21 protein-coding genes are annotated in these 20,493 nt (G+C 54.1%); 13 read left to right on the forward strand and 8 right to left on the reverse strand.

The genetic code is table 11. The annotated features are described in order from the left end of the window. Positions 1-85: 85 nt before the first annotated feature. Genes BFV65_RS17065 through BFV65_RS17080 form a run of 4 tightly spaced genes read left to right on the forward strand, consistent with a single transcriptional unit; the run spans position 86 to position 4,311 of the window. Positions 86-976, forward strand: a complete 891-nt coding sequence (locus BFV65_RS17065; RefSeq protein WP_003862825.1) for a carbohydrate ABC transporter permease — start codon at positions 86-88, stop codon at positions 974-976. Next, the gene (locus BFV65_RS17070; protein ID WP_022649251.1) at positions 969-1,871 is read left to right on the forward strand and encodes a carbohydrate ABC transporter permease; all 903 of its coding nucleotides are present in this window, start codon (positions 969-971) and stop codon (positions 1,869-1,871) included. Before BFV65_RS17065 ends, BFV65_RS17070 begins: the two co-directional genes overlap by 8 nt. 12 nt (positions 1,872-1,883) lie before the next feature. Continuing rightward, positions 1,884-3,011 (forward strand): ABC transporter ATP-binding protein, encoded by a 1,128-nt coding sequence (locus tag BFV65_RS17075; RefSeq protein WP_023306863.1) that lies wholly within the window; start codon positions 1,884-1,886, stop codon positions 3,009-3,011. 13 nt (positions 3,012-3,024) lie between these two features. After that, positions 3,025-4,311 carry an ABC transporter substrate-binding protein gene (locus BFV65_RS17080; RefSeq protein WP_069596924.1) on the forward strand — a complete coding sequence of 429 codons (1,287 nt, stop codon included), beginning with the start codon at positions 3,025-3,027 and terminating at the stop codon, positions 4,309-4,311. Positions 4,312-4,381: 70 nt separating this feature from the next. Here the strand turns inward: BFV65_RS17080 and araE are convergent, their stop codons facing one another. The 3 genes from araE to kduI all read right to left on the reverse strand — a co-directional run bounded on the left by araE (position 4,382) and on the right by kduI (position 7,771). After that, the gene (araE, locus tag BFV65_RS17085; protein ID WP_069596925.1) at positions 4,382-5,797 is read right to left on the reverse strand and encodes an arabinose-proton symporter AraE; all 1,416 of its coding nucleotides are present in this window, start codon (positions 5,795-5,797) and stop codon (positions 4,382-4,384) included. 312 nt (positions 5,798-6,109) lie between these two features. Then, positions 6,110-6,871, reverse strand: coding sequence for a 2-dehydro-3-deoxy-D-gluconate 5-dehydrogenase KduD (gene kduD, locus BFV65_RS17090; RefSeq protein WP_003862835.1), 762 nt, complete (start codon positions 6,869-6,871; stop codon positions 6,110-6,112). Positions 6,872-6,934: 63 nt separating this feature from the next. Beyond that, entirely contained in the window at positions 6,935-7,771 is an 837-nt protein-coding gene (gene kduI / locus BFV65_RS17095; RefSeq protein WP_017382863.1) for a 5-dehydro-4-deoxy-D-glucuronate isomerase, read from the reverse strand. Positions 7,772-8,071: 300 nt separating this feature from the next. On the opposite strand from kduI, the gene BFV65_RS17100 reads away from it, so the two are divergent. Continuing rightward, complete coding sequence (locus BFV65_RS17100; protein ID WP_069596926.1) at positions 8,072-9,247, forward strand: oligogalacturonate lyase family protein; 1,176 nt, start codon at positions 8,072-8,074, stop codon at positions 9,245-9,247. Positions 9,248-9,721: 474 nt separating this feature from the next. On the opposite strand, the gene BFV65_RS17105 is transcribed toward BFV65_RS17100, so the two are convergent. From BFV65_RS17105 to BFV65_RS17115, 3 genes are all read right to left on the reverse strand, one after another. After that, positions 9,722-10,405, reverse strand: a complete 684-nt coding sequence (locus BFV65_RS17105) for an oligogalacturonate-specific porin KdgM family protein (RefSeq protein WP_003862842.1) — start codon at positions 10,403-10,405, stop codon at positions 9,722-9,724. A 317-nt stretch (positions 10,406-10,722) separates the two neighbouring features. Next, positions 10,723-11,901: an acetyl-CoA C-acetyltransferase gene (locus BFV65_RS17110; RefSeq protein ID WP_032626064.1), complete on the reverse strand. Its 1,179-nt coding sequence runs from the start codon at positions 11,899-11,901 to the stop codon at positions 10,723-10,725. Between the two features lie 92 nt (positions 11,902-11,993). Further along, on the reverse strand, positions 11,994-12,860 hold the full coding sequence (locus BFV65_RS17115; protein WP_038416634.1) for a LysR family transcriptional regulator: 867 nt from the start codon (positions 12,858-12,860) through the stop codon (positions 11,994-11,996). Between the two features lie 101 nt (positions 12,861-12,961). Between BFV65_RS17115 and BFV65_RS17120 the strand changes: the two genes are divergently transcribed. Beyond that, entirely contained in the window at positions 12,962-13,426 is a 465-nt protein-coding gene (locus BFV65_RS17120; protein ID WP_022651793.1) for a multidrug/biocide efflux PACE transporter, read from the forward strand. A gap of 116 nt (positions 13,427-13,542) precedes the next feature. After that, the gene (locus tag BFV65_RS17125) at positions 13,543-14,772 is read left to right on the forward strand and encodes an amino acid permease (protein ID WP_022649259.1); all 1,230 of its coding nucleotides are present in this window, start codon (positions 13,543-13,545) and stop codon (positions 14,770-14,772) included. A 33-nt stretch (positions 14,773-14,805) separates the two neighbouring features. Here BFV65_RS17125 and BFV65_RS17130 read toward each other — a convergent pair whose 3' ends face one another. Continuing rightward, positions 14,806-15,078, reverse strand: coding sequence for a GNAT family N-acetyltransferase (locus BFV65_RS17130; protein WP_006811846.1), 273 nt, complete (start codon positions 15,076-15,078; stop codon positions 14,806-14,808). Between the two features lie 10 nt (positions 15,079-15,088). Next, positions 15,089-15,319 (reverse strand): 4Fe-4S mono-cluster protein YjdI, encoded by a 231-nt coding sequence (yjdI, locus tag BFV65_RS17135; RefSeq protein WP_069596927.1) that lies wholly within the window; start codon positions 15,317-15,319, stop codon positions 15,089-15,091. Between the two features lie 452 nt (positions 15,320-15,771). On the opposite strand from yjdI, the gene BFV65_RS17140 reads away from it, so the two are divergent. The 6 genes from BFV65_RS17140 (at position 15,772) to cydB (ending at position 20,491) form a co-directional block, all read left to right on the forward strand. Further along, positions 15,772-15,960 (forward strand): con-10 family general stress protein, encoded by a 189-nt coding sequence (locus BFV65_RS17140; protein WP_022649261.1) that lies wholly within the window; start codon positions 15,772-15,774, stop codon positions 15,958-15,960. A gap of 90 nt (positions 15,961-16,050) precedes the next feature. Continuing rightward, positions 16,051-16,548 (forward strand): YciE/YciF ferroxidase family protein, encoded by a 498-nt coding sequence (locus tag BFV65_RS17145; protein ID WP_003862851.1) that lies wholly within the window; start codon positions 16,051-16,053, stop codon positions 16,546-16,548. A gap of 62 nt (positions 16,549-16,610) precedes the next feature. Further along, a complete protein-coding gene (locus BFV65_RS17150) occupies positions 16,611-17,117 on the forward strand; it encodes a ferritin-like domain-containing protein (RefSeq protein WP_022649262.1) in 507 nt (168 codons plus the stop codon). A 17-nt stretch (positions 17,118-17,134) separates the two neighbouring features. Beyond that, the gene (locus BFV65_RS17155) at positions 17,135-18,007 is read left to right on the forward strand and encodes a manganese catalase family protein (RefSeq protein ID WP_022649263.1); all 873 of its coding nucleotides are present in this window, start codon (positions 17,135-17,137) and stop codon (positions 18,005-18,007) included. Between the two features lie 70 nt (positions 18,008-18,077). Then, complete coding sequence (locus BFV65_RS17160) at positions 18,078-19,481, forward strand: cytochrome ubiquinol oxidase subunit I (protein ID WP_003862857.1); 1,404 nt, start codon at positions 18,078-18,080, stop codon at positions 19,479-19,481. Next, positions 19,481-20,491, forward strand: a complete 1,011-nt coding sequence (cydB, locus tag BFV65_RS17165; protein WP_022649265.1) for a cytochrome d ubiquinol oxidase subunit II — start codon at positions 19,481-19,483, stop codon at positions 20,489-20,491. Before BFV65_RS17160 ends, cydB begins: the two co-directional genes overlap by 1 nt. Positions 20,492-20,493: the final 2 nt, after the last annotated feature.

Here is a 20,493-nt window from a genome sequence, read left to right on the forward strand (position 1 = left end):
CAGCTCTCATGCCGCGCGATGCTGGCCTGGGAAGATGTAACAAAGCAGATTCCGTTTTAAACCATTGATCGCCAGGTAGGTATGTATGAATGAAAACAAGCTGCTGGGGCTCGCATGGATATCACCCTACATCATCGGGTTGATACTCTTTACGGCATTCCCCTTCGTCTCATCATTTTTCCTCAGCTTTACGGATTACGATTTGATGAGTCCGCCGGTGTTTAACGGCATCGAAAACTATCGCTACATGTTTACCGAAGACACGCTCTTCTGGAAATCCATGGGCGTGACCTTTGCATACGTATTTTTAACCATTCCGTTAAAGCTCGCCTTCGCATTAGGGATTGCCTTTGTCCTGAACTTTAAATTACGCGGCATCGGATTTTTCCGTACTGCCTACTATATTCCGTCGATCCTCGGCAGTTCCGTCGCCATTGCCGTATTGTGGCGCGCCTTATTTGCGATCGATGGCCTGCTGAACAGCTTTATCGGCGTATTTGGTTTTGACCCGGTGAACTGGCTGGGTGAACCGTCACTGGCGCTAATGTCCGTTACCCTGCTGCGCGTCTGGCAGTTCGGTTCCGCGATGGTCATCTTCCTGGCCGCGCTGCAAAACGTACCGCAGTCCCAGTATGAAGCGGCGATGATCGATGGCGCATCGAAATGGCAGATGTTCATGAAGGTGACCGTGCCGCTGATTACGCCGGTGATCTTCTTCAACTTCATCATGCAGACCACGCAGGCGTTCCAGGAATTTACCGGGCCGTACGTGATCACCGGCGGCGGGCCGACCTATTCGACCTACCTGTTCTCGCTCTACATCTACGACACCGCGTTTAAGTATTTCGATATGGGTTATGGCGCGGCGCTGGCGTGGATCCTGTTCCTGGTGGTGGCCGTCTTCGCCGGTATCGCCTTTAAGTCGTCGAAATACTGGGTGTTCTACTCCGCCGATAAAGGAGGCAAAAATGGCTGATATTCAACAACTCTCCACGGCAAGAAGCATCGCCGAACGCGAAGTAGCCCGCACGCTGCGCAGAGAGAAAATCAATGCCACCGTTCGCTATGCGATCCTGCTGTTTGTCGGCCTGCTGATGCTTTACCCGCTGGTGTGGATGTTCTCCGCGTCGTTCAAACCGAACCACGAGATCTTCACCACCCTGAGCCTGTGGCCTGCACATGCCACCTGGGACGGCTTCATCAACGGCTGGAAAACCGGCACCGAGTACAACTTCGGCCACTACATGCTGAACACCTTTAAGTATGTGATCCCGAAAGTGATCCTGACCATTATCTCCTCCACCATCGTGGCGTATGGCTTTGCCCGCTTCGAGATCCCGTGGAAGAAGTTCTGGTTCGCCACGCTCATTACCACCATGCTGCTACCCAGCACCGTGCTGCTGATCCCGCAGTACCTGATGTTCCGTGAAATGGGCATGCTGAACAGCTATATGCCGCTGTACCTGCCGCTGGCCTTCGCCACCCAGGGGTTCTTCGTCTTCATGCTGATCCAGTTCCTGCGCGGCGTCCCGCGTGACATGGAAGAGGCGGCGCAGATTGACGGCTGTAACTCCCTTCAGGTGCTGTGGTACGTGGTTGTGCCGATCCTTAAACCGGCCATTATCTCCGTCGCCCTGTTCCAGTTCATGTGGTCCATGAACGACTTTATCGGGCCGCTGATTTATGTCTATAGCGTGGATAAATACCCGATTGCACTGGCGCTGAAAATGTCCATCGACGTCACCGAAGGGGCGCCGTGGAACGAAATTCTGGCAATGGCGAGCATCTCCATTCTGCCATCCATCATTGTCTTCTTCCTGGCACAGCGCTACTTCGTACAGGGCGTCACCAGCAGCGGAATTAAAGGTTAAGAGGGAAATACCATGGCTGAAGTTATTTTCAACAAGCTGGAAAAGGTCTACTCCAACGGTTTTAAAGCGGTACACGCTATCGATCTTAAAATCGCCGAAGGGGAATTCATGGTGATCGTCGGCCCATCCGGCTGCGCCAAATCCACTACTCTGCGCATGCTGGCGGGACTGGAAACCATCAGCGGCGGCGAGGTGCGTATCGGCGACAAGATCGTGAACAACCTCGCGCCGAAAGAGCGCGGGATTGCGATGGTGTTCCAGAACTACGCCCTCTATCCACACATGACGGTGCGCGAGAATCTGGCCTTTGGCCTCAAGTTGAGCAAGCTGCCGAAAGATCAGATTGAGTCCCAGGTGAATGAAGCCGCCAAAATTCTCGAGCTGGAAGAGCTGCTCGACCGCCTGCCGCGCCAGCTTTCCGGCGGCCAGGCGCAGCGCGTGGCGGTAGGCCGTGCGATTGTGAAAAAACCGGATGTGTTCCTGTTCGATGAGCCGCTTTCAAACCTCGACGCCAAACTGCGCGCCTCGATGCGTATCCGTATTTCCGACCTGCACAAGCAGCTGAAGAAATCCGGAAAACCGGCCACCACCGTTTACGTGACCCACGACCAGACCGAAGCGATGACCATGGGCGACCGCATCTGCGTGATGAAGCTCGGCCATATCATGCAGGTGGATACGCCGGACAATCTCTACCACAAGCCGAAGAACATGTTCGTGGCGGGCTTTATCGGCGCGCCGGAGATGAATATACGCAAAAGCGTGCTGGTCGAAAAAGCGGGACAGCTGCACATCGCCATTGGAGATGAAAGCATGCCGCTGAACGCGGAGAAGCAGGAGAAAGTCGCCGCTTACGCGGGTCAGGAGATCTTCTTCGGCGTGCGTCCGGAATTTGTGTCGCTCTCTGATGAGCCCTTCCCGAACGGCGGCTGTAGCGGGGAGATGGTGCGCGTTGAGAACATGGGCCACGAATTCTTTGTGTACCTGAAGGTCGCGGACTACGAACTGACCGCCAGAATCCCGTCCGATGAAGCTAAACCAATGATTGATAAGGGACTTCATCGTAAGGTGTATTTCACGTTTGATATGAATAAGTGTCATATTTTTGACGCAAAAACTGAACAGAACCTCTCTCTCTGATGGAGTGATAAAAATGAAAAAAGTGCTTTTAAGCGCAGCTATCTCCGCGACCCTGGGCCTTACCGCTTTGCCATCGATGGCGCAGAATGTGGATTTACGGATGTCCTGGTGGGGCGGCAACGGCCGTCACCAGGTCACCCTGAAAGCGCTGGAGGAGTTCCATAAGCAGAACCCGGACATCAACGTGAAAGCGGAATACACCGGCTGGGACGGTCACCTCTCCCGTCTGACCACCCAGATTGCGGGTGGAACCGAGCCAGACGTAATGCAGACGAACTGGAACTGGCTGCCGATCTTCTCCAAAACCGGTGACGGCTTCTACGATCTAAACAAGATGAAAGAGGTGATCGACCTGTCGCAGTTCGATCCCAAAGAGCTGCAAACCACCACCGTGGATGGCAAGCTGAACGGCATTCCGATCTCGGTGACGGCGCGGGTGTTCTACTTCAATGACGAAACCTGGAAAAAAGCGGGTATTGCGTACCCGAAAACCTGGGACGAGCTGATGGCGGCCGGTAAAACCTTCGAAAGCAAGCTCGGTAAGCAATACTATCCGGTGATCCTGGAGCACCAGGATACGCTGGCGCTGCTGAATTCGTACATGATCCAGAAGTACAACATTCCTGCGGTGGATGAGAAAACCAAAAAGTTCAGCTACACAAAGGAACAGTGGGTGGAGTTCTTCCAGACCTACAAAAAGCTGATCGACAGCCACGTCATGCCGGACACCAAATATTATGCCTCATTTGGTAAGAGCAACATGTATGAGATGAAGCCGTGGATCCAGGGAGAATGGGGCGGCACCTATATGTGGAACTCCACCATCAACAAATATTCCGACAACCTGAAGCCACCGGCGAAACTGGAGCTGGGCAGCTACCCAATGCTGCCGGGCGCCACCGACGCGGGCCTGTTCTTCAAACCGGCGCAAATGCTGTCGATTGGTAAGTCGACCAAAAACCCGGAAGCGGCGGCGAAGCTGATTAATTTCCTGCTCAACAGCAAAGAAGGGGTCGATACGCTGGGCCTTGAGCGTGGCGTACCGCTGAGCAAAGTAGCGGTGCAGAATCTGACTGAAGACGGCACCATTAAAGAGGACGATCCTTCCGTGGCAGGCCTGCGTCTGGCGCAGTCGCTGCCGGCGAAACTCACCGTCTCGCCATACTTTGACGACCCACAGATTGTGGCGCAGTTCGGTACTTCTTTGCAGTATATAGACTACGGCCAGAAAACCGTGGAAGAGACGGCCGCTGACTTCCAGCGTCAGGCGGAGCGTATTTTGAGACGTGCGATGCGGTAAACACTAAGCCGCTTACCCGGCCTACACGGTATCGTAGGCCCGGTAAGCGAAGCGCCACCGGGCAATTACATTACACGCCGATATTACGTAGTTTCTCCCCTCTCATCAGCTTGCGTTCAATATGCTCCAGGGTCACGCCCTTGGTTTCGGGGATCAGCCAGAAGGTCACACCGATAAACGCCACGTTCAGCACCGTATAGAGCCAGAAGGTGCCTGCCGCGCCAATCGCATCCAGCAGCGTCAGGAAGGTCGCGCCAATGATCATGTTCGACACCCAGTTGGTGGTGGTGGAACAGGTGATACCAAAGTCGCGGCATTTCAGCGGCTGTATTTCAGAGCACAGGATCCACACCACCGGCGCGGCGCTCATCGCGTAACCGGCGATACACATCATGGTCATGCCCACGGAGAGCCAGGAGAGGCCGCTTGACGCCGTGCCGTTATCGAACTGCATCAGGCAGTAGCCAAGGATTAAGGTGCCGAGCGCCATCACGCTAAAGCCAATTTTCAGGGCGGGTTTACGTCCGGCCTTATCAACGGTGAACACCGCGATAAAGGTGGCGAACATAAAGGTCAGCCCCACCACCAGCGTGGCGATCATCTGCTGTTCGGTGGTGGTAAAACCGGCCATTTTAAAAATGCGCGGGGCGTAATACATAATGATGTTCATCCCCGTAAACTGCTGCATCGCCTGTAACAGCATGCCGAGGAACACTGCGCGGCGCACGTTGCGGTTCGCCTTAAACAGGGACCAGCCGCCCTGCTTCAGCTTCAGGCTTTCGCGGATTTCGTTCAGCTCTTCACGCGCTTTTTCAGACGTGTCGCGCAACATGCGCAGCACCTCTTCCGCCTCCACGTGACGCCCTTTTTGCGCCAGCCAGCGCGGGCTGTTCGGCAGGAAAATGACTAACACAATCAGCACCAGCGCAGGCAGCGCCAGCACGCCAAGCATTGCCCGCCAGTTGCCGCTGTAGCTGAAGTACGTATCCGACAGAAACGCCAGCACGATACCGAGCGTCACCATCAGCTGATACATACTGATCATCTTCCCGCGCACGTTCTCACTTGCCATTTCAGAGAGATAAAGCGGCGCGGTGTAGGACGCGATACCCACCGCTACGCCAAGCAACACGCGTGAAAGCAGCAGCACTTCTATGTTTGTCGCAAACGCGGAGCCGATGGAGCCTGCGACGAACAGGATCGCCCCAACCATCAGGCTGTATTTGCGCCCGAGACGGAACGACAGCCAGCCGTTAAACAACGCGCCGATGGCCGCGCCCAGCATCATGCTGCTCACCACCCACTCTTGCAGGCGGCTGCTTAACGTAAAGTGGTCGGTAATAAAGGGCAGTGCGCCAGCGATAACGCCGATATCCAGACCAAACAGTAGACCGGCTACGGCGGCCGCAACAGAAACAAACTGGTTCATGCGTCGGGTATCGCGCAGCGCAGCGGGCATAAGGGTAGAGTCATTTATAGATGTCATAGTTTCCTGCCTCAACAGCGAAATTCGTTAAGTGAAATTACGAGATACCGGAAGAAAGTGTCAGGTCGGAACTGGTGAAGATATGGATTATTTCGCTACGACATACCGTTCTGTGATGGACATTACAATTTCAAATCAGGGTGGTTTAACCTTATTTTTTATTAATTAGTTAATATTTAAGCAATAAATGTGTGATACCCGTCATTTATTCCTTTTTAGTATGGATTTTTCATCTTTAAGGATATGGATAAAGCCAATTTTGGCGCAAAAAAAACCTCTACCCGAGGGCAGAGGTTCTTTATTAAGGCTGAATTAACGTGCCAGCCAGCCGCCGTCAACGGCGACGGTATAGCCGTTAATGTAATCCGAAGCCGGAGAAGCCAGGAACACAACCGGGCCCATCAGATCGCTCGGCAGACCCCAGCGACCCGCTGGAATACGTTCCAGAATTGCCGCGCTGCGCTCTTCATCAGCACGCAGCTGCTGGGTATTGTTGGTGGCCATGTAGCCCGGCGCAATCGCGTTGACGTTGATATTGTGCTGCGCCCACTCGTTCGCCAGCAGACGGGTCACGCCCATCACGGCGCTCTTCGATGCGGTGTAAGACGGTACGCGGATGCCGCCCTGGAAAGAGAGCATGGAGGCAATATTGATGATCTTGCCGCCTTTCCCCTGCGCGATGAAGTGCTTCGCAGCCGCCTGGGACATAAAGAACACGCTCTTGATGTTCAGGTTCATCACGTCGTCCCAGTCCGTTTCGCTGAAGTTAATCGCATCTTCACGGCGAATCAGGCCCGCATTGTTGACCAGAATATCGATATGCCCGAACTCCGCCACCGCGCGATCCAGCAGTTCAGGGATCGCATCGATTTTGCGCAGGTCCGCGGTCAGGCTCAGGAAACGACGGCCCAGCGCGGTGACGCGCTCGATGGTTTCCGTTGGCTCTACGATGTTAATCCCGACGATATCACAGCCCGCTTCCGCCAGACCTAACGCCATACCCTGCCCCAGCCCGGTGTCACACCCGGAAACCACAGCCACTTTACCCTGCAGAGAAAATGCATCCAGAATCATGTTTGTTCCTTAATCGTTCAGCGCCTGTCACCAACAGGCAGATGTATGCTTAACTGCCTGCGACTAGCGCAGATCCTTAACAGCGACGTGGTCCATGTCATCGAAGACCTGGTTTTCACCGACCATACCCCAGATAAAGGTATAAGCTTTCGTTCCCACGCCAGAGTGGATGGACCAGCTTGGCGAAATGACCGCCTGCTCGTTGTGCATCACGATATGGCGAGTTTCCTGCGGCTGTCCCATCATGTGGAACACGCAGGCATCTTCATCCATGTTGAAGTAGAAATAGACTTCCATACGGCGCTCGTGGGTATGGCACGGCATGGTGTTCCACAGGTTACCCGGCGCAAGCTCGGTCAGCCCCATGCTGAGCTGGCAAGTTTCCAGCACATCCGGTACGAAGTATTTATTGATGGTGCGGCGGTTGCTGGTGAGGTTGTCACCGAGGGTCACCGGGGCAACGTCCGCTGGCGTGACTTTTTTGGTTGGGTAAGTCGTATGAGCCGGGGCGCAGTTGTAGTAGAACTTCGCCGGTTTGCTGCCATCGATGCTGGCGAACACCACTTCTTTCGCGCCTTTTCCGACGTACAGCGCGTCACGGTGACCAATTTCGTAGCACTGGCCATCGACGGTTATGGTGCCCGGCCCGCCAATGTTAATCACGCCCAGTTCACGGCGTTCGAGGAAGTAGCTCACGCCCAGCTGTTTGCCCACTTCACCGCCCACGGAGACGGTTTTCGCCACCGGCATAATCCCGCCCACAATAATGCGGTCAATATGGCTGTAGACCATGGTGTACTTGTCGGCTTCAAACACTTGCTCAACTAAAAACTCACTGCGCAGCCCCTGAGTATCCAGCGTTTTTGCGTGCGCACTGTGGATGCTTTGTCTGACGTCCACGTAAACCTCCAGAATTGATCGTGCCCGAAGGCAAAGATGAATAACGAAACAATGTTCCGTTTTCGTGATGAACACATATTATCCCCTGTACATGGGGTTTTCAATTACATTTAAAACAACGTTTCATTTTTTCTGTATGTTTATGCCAGAAATGGTGTTTCGATCACGATAAATCTTTAAGCCCCTCAATCTGGCTAAAGAAACTGAGAATTTGCGCTGTCAGTCACACACAATGAAACGATGTTTTGATAATTTAACACCTAGTTTTCAACCTATATTACGCGTTCAAAGGAGTGCATTATGGCTAAAGGTATGCGGGTCAAGCTGAACTACGAGGTCAGCCGCGATCCGGATACAGGCGTGGAAGTTACCCGCCTGACCCCACCGGAAGTAACCTGTCATCGCAACTACTTTTACCAGAAGTGCTTCTTTAACGATGGCAGCCACCTGCTGTTCGCCGGGGAGTTCGACGGTCACTGGAACTATTACCTGCTGGATCTGAAAAACGCCGAAGCGGTGCAGCTGACCGAAGGCGCGGGCGATAACACCTTTGGCGGGTTCCTCTCTCCGGACGATCAATCCCTCTACTATGTGAAGAACGATCGCACCCTGCTTGAGGTGGATTTAAAGACGCTGGCAGAGCGCGAAGTGTACCGCGTCCCGGAAGAGTGGGTTGGCTACGGCACCTGGGTCGCGAACAGCGACTGCACCAAACTGGTAGGTATTGAGATTGCCAGACGTGACTGGACGCCACTCAACGACTGGAAAATTTTCCACGATTTCTTCCACAAAGGGCCGCACTGCCGCCTGCTGCGCGTTGATCTAAAAACGGGTGAAAGCACCACCATCCATGACGAGAAGATCTGGCTGGGACATCCGATTTATCGCCCGTTCGATGACAATACCGTGGCCTTCTGTCATGAAGGGCCACACGACCTGGTTGACGCCCGCATGTGGCTGGTCAACGAAGATGGCAGCAACGTGCGGAAAGTGAAAACGCACGCGGAAGGGGAAAGCTGCACGCATGAATTTTGGGTGCCGGACGGGTCCGCGCTGATCTACGTCTCTTACCTGAAAGGTCAGCAAGGTCGTACCATCTCCCGCTTCAATCCGGACACCGGCGTGAATGAAGCGGTAATGAACATGCCCGCCTGTTCGCACCTGATGAGCAACGTCGACGGCACCATGCTGGTTGGCGACGGTTCCGGCACGCCTGTCGATGTGAAAGACACCGACGGCTACACCATTGATAACGATCCTTATCTGTATGCCTTTGACGTGGCGAAGAAAGCCTATTACCGCATTGCCCGTCATGACACTTCCTGGGCTACGGTGGCGAACAGCCGCCAGGTAACCCACCCGCATCCGTCCTTCACGCCGGACGAAAAAGCGGTGCTGTACAGTTCCGATAAAGACGGCAAACCAGCCCTCTATATCGCGAAACTCCCCGAGCAACCTGAAATGTTGCATGCCTGAATGAGTTAGTGTTTCTGTAACTGGCCTTGCCCTCCGATTCGGAGGGCTTTTTTTTGGGTGATTGCGGCGCTTTTTGCCGGGTGGCGCTAACGCTTACCCGGCCTACGAAACGACTGATTGGAGAGAAAGTGTAGCCGGGTAAGCGCATCGTCATCCCGCATACGAAACGACGGAGTAGAAGGAAAGTGTAGGCCGGGTAAGCGCAGGGCCAGTCGGCATACGAAACGACGGAGTGGAAGGAAAGTGTAGGCCGGGTAAGCGCATCGCCATCCGGCATACGAAACGACGGAGTGGAAGGAAAGTGTAGGCCGGGTAAGCGCAGGGCCACCCGGCATACGAAACGACGGAGTGGAAGGAAAGTGTAGGCCGGGTAAGCGCAGGGCCACCCGGCATACGAAACGACGGAGTGGAAGGAAAGTGTAGGCCGGGTAAGCGAAGCGCCACCCGGCGGTTTTTAGCGAAGAAGCTGGATTATCAGAAGGAGTACGCCACGCCTAAACGGAAACGGGTCTGGCGTTCGTCAGTGTCTTTAACCCCCACGTTGCCCACCTCAACATACGGTGCCCAGTTTTTATCCCATTTGTAGGCCAGCTTGGCGTTATATTCATTGGAATAATCTTTATTGTTATTTCGGGCCACGCCTTCAGAGCTTTTCGCGTAAACATAGTTCAGCTCGGTACGCCAGTCACCTAATACCCAACCGACCCACGCATCACCACGGTTAACTTTATCATCGTCCTTATTTGAGCTTGACGGATAGCGGGTATATTCATAACGGTAACGCGCGGCCACGTAGAAGCCATTATCGAAACTATATTGCACATGCAGATTCGGTTTATAAATGGTACGACTGTCTGTGCTTTCAATCGTAAACGCAGGCGTCAGGGCGATATTGTCTGTCGCTTTCCAGCGCCAGCTAATCTGATCTTCGTGACCGTTCCCCACCACATCCGCGAATGGCTGATCTGCCTTGTCCCCGCCTGATTTCCACTTCGCCTCGACTGAAAAACCGAAGCCATTGTCAAAGCGGTGCGAGACGGCAACACGGTCGGCATTCGAGCCGCTGTCAATATATTCGTGACGCAGATCGACGGTAACGGCGCTAGCCGCAAAAGAGGCACTAATAAGGGAAGCAAGGAGCAGAGATTTCTTAAACATGAAAAAACCCTCAATTAAAATAACGTTTCGTTTTTATGAAACTTGAGTTTATTTTTTATGTACCGTTATTTTAGTGACAAGGATCGAAATTATTTGTTTCATTTTTTTTGGCAAAGATCGACGTGAACCTCATCAACAAAAAAGGCGTATAACGCATAAATTCCAGGCGTGAGATCACACTAAGAACTTCACAAAGCGAATAATTCACCGCGCAATAATTATTGTGGGATTAAGAAAGAACGCAGAAGTGTTAGAAAAGGATTCTGTAGACATAAAAAAACCTCCCGAGGGAGGCTTTCTGTGCGCAGAGGGGGAAATTACCGTTCGATAGCCAGGGCTACCCCCTGCCCTCCGCCAATGCAGAGCGTTGCGATCCCTTTTCGGGCGTTACGCTTTTTCATTTCGTGGACTAGCGACACCAGAATGCGGCAGCCGGAAGCGCCAATAGGATGACCGAGCGCGATCGCACCGCCGTTGACGTTGACCCGCAGCGGATCCCATTCCAGCATTTTCCCGACCGAGATCGCCTGTGCAGCAAAGGCTTCATTGACTTCAATCAGATCTACATCGTTCAGCTGCCAGCCCGCCCGCTCAAGACAGCGGCGCGTGGCATAGACCGGGGCGATCCCCATTAACGCAGGATCAACACCCACGCTGGCAAACGCTTTGATGCGCGCCAGCACCGGCAGCGCCAGCTCCTGGGCTTTGCTTTCACTCATCATCATCACCGCCGCCGCACCGTCGTTAATGGATGATGCGTTACCTGCCGTTACAGAACCGAGCGTTTCGAAGGCCGGATCGAGTTTTGCCAGCCCTTCTGCGCTGGCATCGGTGCGCGGCTGCTCGTCGGTATCAACGATGAGCGCTTCGCCGTTCTGGCGCAGGGTACTGACCGGGACAATTTCATCGCGAAAACGGCCGGAGTCGATCGCCGCGCGTGCTTTTTGCTGCGAGCTAAGCGCATACGCATCCTGAAGCTCGCGGCTGATGCCGTATTCCCGCGCCAGGTTTTCCGCCGTTACGCCCATATGGTAGTCGTTGAAGGCGTCCCACAGCCCGTCATGAACCAGGCTGTCAAGCAGCTGACTGTTCCCGAGCTGCGCGCCGGTCCGGCTGTCGGTCAGGACATGCGGGGCGCGGCTCATATTCTCCTGCCCGCCGGCAATGACCACGTCCGCTTCACCGCACTGGATGGCCTGCGTCGCAAGGTGGAGCGCTTTCAAACCTGAACCACAGACGTCGTTGATGGTAATCGCCGAAACGGTATTAGGCAGGCCGCCCTTCAGCGCCGCCTGGCGCGCAGGGTTTTGTCCCGCGCCAGCGGTCAGCACCTGGCCGAGGATCACCTCATCAATTTCATGTGCGGCAACCCCGCTGCGTTCCACCAGCGCTCTTACCACCACGCTGCCGAGATCAACCGCAGAGTGACGCGCAAGCGCTCCCTGAAAACAGCCGATAGCCGTACGTAACGCACCCACTATAACGACATCTTTCATCACGACCTCTGTGCAAAATGACATGACGATAGTAGAGGATTGTTATCAACAATTGACGCAAATGTTTAAAATTAGTGAGTTTAGTCACAGGATTATCGTGCGTCCTGCAAGTACTGGCGCAGCCAGCTTCCGGCGACGCCGGGCGGGGTTCTTTTGTTCCATACCAGATCGATGGCAATCGACCTCGGCCAGCCCGGCACGTTCAGCTGCACCAGCGATTTCGATGCGGCAAATTCGTCGACCAGCGCGCAGGGTAACGCGCACCAGCCAAAGCCCTGTACCGCCATGCTCAGCAGCAGCAGGTAGTTCGGCGCAGACCAGACCGGCCCGCGCGCAAGGGGCGCTTCCCGTTCAAGATAGGTACTCAGCCGCAGCTCGCGCCAGCCATGCAGCTCGTCCGCCTGCGTCTCATGTTGCCCTGCCAGAGGATGTCCGGCAGAAACGTAAATAGCCATCCGCGTCTGCATAGGCAGGCGGGTCGCGCCAATATCGGTCGGGTAGCTGTCGCGTGCTTCCGTCAGGCCAATTTGCGCCCGCTCCTTTTGCAGCAGATCGATCACGTCCTCCTCTTCCCCAATCAGGCACTCAAATTCGGTGTGCGGAAAACGCTGGTCGAACTGGCTCATCATCTCTTCCAGCACGGCCGGGTTAAGCGTATCGGAGAGAACAAAGGTAAAACGCGCCTCCGTTTGCGCCGTTAAGGATACGGCCAGCTCATCAAGGCGCGCGCTGGCGGCGAGGATTGACTGGACATAGCCCAGCACCTGTTCACCCTGGGCGGTTAACACCGGGTGACGCGCCGAGCGATCAAACAGCTCAAAGCCAAGGTCAGCTTCAAGGTTGGCGATGGAGGTGCTGATGGTGGACTGGCTTTTACGCAGCCGTCGTGCCGCAGCTGAAAACGAACCTGCGGCGACAGTTTCAACAAACGCGGTCAGTGCTTCGGGAGAATAACGCATGATGTATCTACTTTATCGATGGGTACCATCTTTTATATATCACCTTAAGCGATAAGAATAGGCCGCATCAACGCCCATACTGGCGTCTATATGAGGTAAATATGCAACATCAGGATGCACTCCAACGTAAATTGCCGGAGCGGATCTTCCATGCCGTCTGTTTTGAAGGTATTGCTACGGCGATCCTCGCCCCTACGGCCGCGTGGCTAATGCAGCGCTCGGTCGTGGAAATGGGGGGTCTCACTATTATTCTGGCGACCACGGCAATGCTCTGGAACATTATCTATAACTTTGGCTTCGACCGTTTCTGGCCCGTTCAGCGGGTAAAGCGCACGGCAAAAGTGCGCGCCCTGCATGCGCTGGGTTTTGAATGCGGCTTTATTGTGATTGGCGTAACCATCGTTGCCGCCGTGCTGGGCGTGACGCTGCTCCAGGCCTTCACGCTGGAGATTGGTTTCTTCCTGTTCTTCCTGCCGTACACCATGCTCTACAACTGGGCGTATGACACCCTGCGGGAGAAAATTATCAAGCGCCGCCAGCAACGTCGCGCCCTGGCAAGCGAATGACCTTCCGGCCGGAGACCTTCTCCGGCCCAACCCCAGCGAAGCAACGGCGACCTCAACGCATAATTATGGTAAATTGCACTCCTTTTTGTTCGTTTTATAGTTGATACGTTGCTCTAATGTCGAAAATTTGGTCAAAAGAAGAGACTCTCTGGAGTTTCGCCCTCTACGGCACTGCCGTGGGCGCAGGAACCCTGTTCTTGCCCATTCAGCTCGGCTCTGCTGGCGCAATTGTCCTGCTGATCACCGCCCTTGTGGCGTATCCCTTAACCTACTGGCCGCATAAAGCGCTGGCGCAATTTATTCTGTCGTCGAAGACGAAAGGCAACGAAGGGATCACCGGTGCCGTTTCCCATTACTACGGCAAAAAGATCGGCAACCTCATCACCACGCTCTATTTCGTGGCCTTCTTTGTGGTGGTTCTGATTTACGCGGTGGCGATAACCAACTCACTTACTGAACAGCTGGCGAAACGGATGACGGTGGATACCAGCGTGCGGATGCTGGTGAGTTTTGGTGTGGTGCTGATTTTGAATCTGATCTTCCTGATGGGGCGGCACATCACCATTAAGGTGATGGGTTTCCTTGTCTTTCCGCTGATCGCCTATTTCCTGTTTGTCTCGCTGTATCTGACGGGCAGCTGGCAGCCGTCGCTTCTGACCAGCCAGATGGCCTTCGACCAGCATACACTGCACCAGGTGTGGATATCGATCCCGGTGATGGTTTTCGCTTTTAGCCATACCCCGATCATCTCGACCTTCGCCGTAGATCGTCGCGAGAAATACGGTGAAGAGGCTATGGGTAAATGCAAAAAAATCATGAAAGTGGCGTACCTGATCATCTGCCTCAGCGTGCTGTTCTTTGTGTTCAGCTGCCTGCTTTCGATTCCACCGTCCTATATCGTGGCGGCAAAAGAGGAAGGGGTGACGATCCTGTCCGCGCTGTCGATGATGCCTTCGTCCCCGGCATGGCTGGGCATTTCCGGCATTATCGTGGCAATTATAGCGATGTCGAAATCGTTCCTCGGCACCTATTTTGGCGTGATTGAAGGGGCAACGGAAATTGTGAAATCGTCGCTGAATCAGGTGGGTGTGAAGAAAAGTCGTGCCTTTAACCGCGCGGTTTCGATTCTCGGCGTGTCGCTGATTACCTTTGCGGTCTGCTGCATCAACCCGAATGCGATCTCCATGATTTACGCCATCAGCGGTCCGCTTATCGCCATGATCCTGTTCATCATGCCGACGCTGTCGACGTACCTGATCCCGTCGTTAAAACCGTACCGCTCCATCGGTAACCTGCTGACGCTGATTGTGGGTGTGCTGTGTGTGTCGGTGATGTTTGTCGGTTGAGTGTGCTGCCCGGCGCAATGCCGGGCATCTGTTTTACGCCCGAATATCGTCATACTCCCGCGTATTATCAAACTCATGCTTCGCAAACGGACACAGCGGGATTATTTTACGGTTCTCCCCGCGCATCTTCTCTACCACCTTCGCCACCAGCTGCTTACCCACACCCTGCCCTTTCAGGCTCGGATCCACATCGGTGTGCTCGATGATGCTCAGATGCTCGCCGGTCGGGACAAAGACGATCTCCGCAACCTGATTGCCTTCGGCGTCGTTGACATAAAACTTGTTATGGCCTTCAAGAATATCCATGGTTCCTCACTTATTTTAGGCGGTACTTCAGCGCACCGCTCGGGCAGGTATCAATTACGCGCGCAACAGTTTCTGTATCCACTTCATCCGGTGCAATCCAGGGTTTACGCTTCAGGTCGAACAGCGCCGCGCTGCCGCGTACGCAGTTGCCCGAGTGTTTGCAGATCCCTGTGTTGAAGTAGACATCGATTTTCTCACCGGTATAGGCCCGGTACCCTGCATCCAGTAGCTCCTGATCCATGACATTGCCTCTGTAATTATTGTGGTGACAAATGCAGCATACCCTCACCCGATCCGCCTGACCACGTCAAAAACGACGATCGGATACACTGTTTCGGCTCGTTATTTTACTTTTCGCTTAAGACTATTCCGATTATAAAGACTCAGGTCGGCAAGATATATTTTTGCGCTACGTCAATTCTTGTAATCATTTCCGCCGCGTTCATATTAAGATTATTAGCTAAGCGGAATCCTAACGACACAAGTTATTTCCCCCTAAGCAATGGATTTACTTCCGATTTTCAAAAATCGTAACGAAGCGGTATTTTCACCGCATCTCTGGAAATGGCGCAAAACAACCCAGACAGGAAATTTGACTCTTCTCACATAACGACTAATGTTAATTTCTGAACGACAACTGATACGAATTACTTATCGTATCACCTGACATAAACGCAACATGAGGGTTGATATATGGCAGAGCAACATCGTGGTGGTTCCGGTAATTTCGCGCAAGACCGTGAAAAAGCATCAGAAGCTGGACGTAAAGGCGGCCAGCACAGCGGCGGTAATTTCAAAAACGATCCGCAACGCGCATCTGAAGCGGGTAAGAAAGGGGGACAGAACAGTCACGGCGGGGGCCGTAAATCTGATAACTCCTGATCTTATTTAAAGCTCTTATAAATATACCGAGAGCATGCTGCGGGCCTGTCGGCTCGCAGTACCTTCCCTTTATTTCACTGGAGCGAATATATGAATATGAAAACTGTTGAAGATGTATTTATTCACCTGTTATCCGATACCTACAGCGCTGAGAAGCAGCTGACCCGCGCGCTAAGCAAGTTAGCCCGTGCCGCATCAAGCGAGAAGCTGAGCGCTGCCTTCACGGCTCACCTTGAGGAGACGCAGGGACAGATCGAACGTATCGATCAGATTATTGAGCAGGAATCCGGCCTCAAGCTGAAGCGCATGAAATGCGTTGCAATGGAAGGCTTAATTGAAGAAGCCAACGAAGTTATTGAGAGCACTGAGAAAAACGAAGTGCGTGACGCTGCATTAATTGCCGCCGCACAGAAAGTCGAGCACTACGAAATTGCCAGCTACGGCACCCTGGCCACCCTGGCTGAACAATTAGGCTATAAAAAAGCCGTTAAACTTCTTGCAGAAACACTGGAAGAAGAAAAAGAAACCGATCTCAAATTAACCGATCTGGCTGTCGGCAATATTAATCAAAAAGCCCAGAAAGGATAAATAAAAATTTGATGAGCATCAGCACCAACAATTAACCAGAAAATAAATCACAGGAGTTAATTATGAATCATGTAGAACACTACCATGATTGGCTACGCGATGCCCATGCGATGGAAAAGCAAGCCGAATCCATGCTGGAATCAATGGCCAGCCGTATTGATAATTATCCCGACTTACGTGCACGAATTGAACAACACGTTAATGAAACTAAACATCAAATTACCGTGCTGGAAGAAATTCTCGACCGCAATAATATTTCCCGTTCGGTCATAAAAGATTCCATGAGCAAAATGGCGGCGCTCGGCCAGTCCATTGGCGGCATGTTCCCTTCCGACGAAATTGTTAAAGGCTCCATCAGCGGCTACGTTTTTGAGCAGTTTGAAATTGCCTGCTACACCTCTCTGCTGGCCGCGGCCAAACAAGCGGGCGATACCGCCTCCATTCCAGCCATTGAATCCATTTTGGAAGAAGAGCGCCAGATGGCGGACTGGCTGATTCAACATATTCCACAGACGACGGAACAGTTCCTGCTGCGCTCCGACGCGGACGGCGTTGAAGCGAAAAAATAACGGAAGAGGGAGAATATATGTTTCGACACGTAAAACAGCTGCAATACACAGTACGCGTAGCCGAACCGAATCCGGGTCTGGCTAATCTTCTGCTTGAGCAGTTTGGCGGGCCACAGGGCGAACTTGCCGCGGCATGTCGTTACTTTACGCAAGGATTGAGCGACGACGATCCCGGTCGTAAAGATATGCTGATGGATATCGCGACCGAGGAGTTAAGTCACCTGGAAATTATCGGCACCCTGGTGGGTATGCTTAATAAGGGTGCGAAAGGTGAACTGGCGGAAGGCGTTGAAAATGAAGCGGAGCTGTACCGGTCCATGACCGAAAACGGCAACGACAGTCATATCACTTCCCTGCTCTACGGGGGCGGTACTCCGCTCACTAACTCCGCAGGCGTACCGTGGACGGCGGCGTACGTGGATACCATTGGCGAACCCACCGCGGATCTCCGCTCTAACATTGCGGCCGAGGCGCGCGCCAAAATTATCTACGAACGGCTTATTAACGTAACGGACGATCCAGGTGTTAAAGATGCGCTGGCGTTTTTAATGACGCGTGAGGCAGCACACCAGCTTTCGTTTGAGAAGGCGCTCCAGTCGATCCGTAACAACTTCCCACCGGGTAAATTGCCGCCAATCGAAGAGTACACCAACAAGTACTACAATATGTCTGAGGGGGGAGAAGTTCGCGGAAGCTGGAACAGCGATAAGCACTTCGACTACGTGGAATCTCCTCAGCCAGCGGTCGATGGCGGTGACGGCGGCGCAAGCGTAACGCTCACAACAGAGCAGGCTACGCTGGTCAAAGCAATGTGCGCACGTACGAAATCCGATCCTAAAGCCGATCCGCTTACCGGTGCCGAGCTTGGCGCGGGTAAGAAAAAACCGTAACCGGTTTTGCCAGGCAGCCTGAGGCTGTCTGGCAATGCCTTGTGGGCTATCAGTTCCAGAGGTACGGAGCATGTTCGAGCTTGATGCGTTTCATCTGGCCAGGATACAGTTCGCCTTTACCGTCTCTTTCCATATTCTCTTTCCGGCAATCACCATCGGGCTTGCGAGCTATCTGGTGGTTCTCGAGGGCATGTGGCTTCGCACAAAAAATGATGTCTGGCGCTCGCTTTACCATTTCTGGCTGAAAATTTTCGCCGTTAACTTTGGTATGGGCGTGGTTTCCGGGCTGGTAATGGCTTACCAGTTTGGGACTAACTGGAGCGGATTTTCCCAGTTCGCAGGCAGCATAACCGGCCCTCTGCTCACTTATGAAGTCTTAACCGCCTTCTTCCTCGAAGCCGGATTCCTGGGCGTGATGTTGTTCGGCTGGAACAAGGTCGGCCCCGGCCTGCACTTCTTTGCCACCTGCATGGTAGCGCTGGGCACGCTGATGTCCACCTTCTGGATCCTCGCCTCCAACAGCTGGATGCACACCCCGCAGGGCTTCAGTATTCAGAACGGTCAGGTCATTCCCGAAGACTGGCTGGCCATTATTTTTAACCCCTCATTCCCTTACCGTCTGATCCATATGTCCATCGCCGCCTTCCTGTGCAGCGCCTTGTTTGTGGGCGCGTCCGGGGCATGGCATCTGCTGCGCGGCAACGACACGCCCGCTATTCGCAAAATGTTCTCCATGGCCATGTGGATGGCGCTGCTGGTCGCGCCCATCCAGGCAGTCGTTGGGGATATGCACGGCCTGAATACGCTTGAGCATCAGCCTGCCAAAATCGCCGCGATTGAAGGCCACTGGGAAAATCCGCCCGGCGAGGCTACCCCGCTGCTGCTGTTCGGCGTACCGGATATGGAGGAGGAGCGCACCAAATACGGGCTTGAAATTCCGGCGCTCGGCAGCCTGATCCTGACGCACAGCCTGGATAAACAGGTCCCGGCGCTGAAAGATTTCCCGAAAGAGGACCGCCCGAACTCGCTCATCGTCTTCTGGTCTTTCCGCATTATGGTCGGCATGGGGCTGCTGATGATTACGCTTGGTGTGCTGAGCGTCTGGCTGCGCTATCGCCGCCGACTCTATCACTCGCGACCATTCCACTGGTTTGCCCTGTGCATGGGGCCAGCCGGACTGCTTGCGCTGCTCGCCGGGTGGGTCACCACCGAAGTGGGCCGCCAGCCGTGGGTCGTCTACGGCTATCTGCGCACGATAGATGCGGTGTCTCTGCACAGCACGTTGCAGATGAGCATCAGCCTGCTGGCTTTTATCGTGGTCTACTGTTCGGTATTTGGCGTGGGTTATGTTTATCTCGCCCGGTTGATAAAGAAAGGGCCGCAGCCTGTCGGCACGCTAACGTCTAATACGTCGGGCACCCCTGCCCGTCCGCTGTCCGCCGCCGAGTCTGTTCCGGAAGAGGAGAAGATCTGATGGGCGTCGATATCCCGGTCATCTGGTTTGCCATTATTGTCTTCGCCACGCTGATGTACATCATCATGGACGGTTTCGATCTCGGTATCGGCATGCTGTTCAGCTTTGTGGGCGATGCCAAAGAACGCGACGTGATGGTGAACAGCGTCGCACCGGTCTGGGACGGAAATGAAACCTGGCTGGTTCTCGGCGGCGCAGGGTTGTTCGGCGCGTTTCCGCTGGCCTACGCGGTGATTATCGATGCCCTGACCATCCCGCTGACGGCCATGCTGATCGGGCTCATATTCCGCGGCGTGGCGTTTGAGTTTCGCTTTAAGGCGACCCCTTCCCACCGCAAATTCTGGGACTACTCCTTTGCAGGCGGTTCCCTGCTGGCAACCTTCAGCCAGGGGATCGTGGTCGGCGCGATGATCAACGGCTTTGACGTGGAAGGGCGACGCTTTGTGGGCTCCTCGCTGGACTGGTTAACCCCGTTTAACCTGTTCTGCGGGCTGGGTTTGATTGTCGCCTATACCCTGCTGGCTACCACATGGCTGATCATGAAAAGCGAAGGCGCGCTGCAAAACCGGATGCGTGAGCTGACCCGCCACGTGCTGCTGGCACTGATCGCCGTCATTGCGGTGGTGAGTATCTGGACCCCGCTCGGCTGGCAGTTTGTCGCCGAGCGCTGGTTTACACTGCCTAACTTCTTCTGGTTCCTGCCGGTTCCGGTTCTGGTGGCGGTATTCAGCCTGTGGATCTGGCGGCTGACGCGCAATCCCGACAGCCATGCCCGTCCGTTCCTGTTAACGCTGGGCCTGATTTTCCTCGGCTTTAGCGGACTGGGCATCAGCCTGTGGCCACACATTATCCCGCCGCACATCACCCTGTGGGAAGCCGCCGCGCCGCCTGCCAGCCAGCTGTTTATGCTGATCGGCACGCTGTTAATCATCCCGGTGATCCTGGTTTACACCGCCTGGAGCTACTACGTCTTCCGGGGCAAAGTGTCTGATACCGAAGGTTATCACTAAGG

Source organism: Enterobacter hormaechei subsp. hoffmannii (assembly GCF_001729745.1).
GTDB classification, from domain to species: domain Bacteria; phylum Pseudomonadota; class Gammaproteobacteria; order Enterobacterales; family Enterobacteriaceae; genus Enterobacter; species Enterobacter intestinihominis.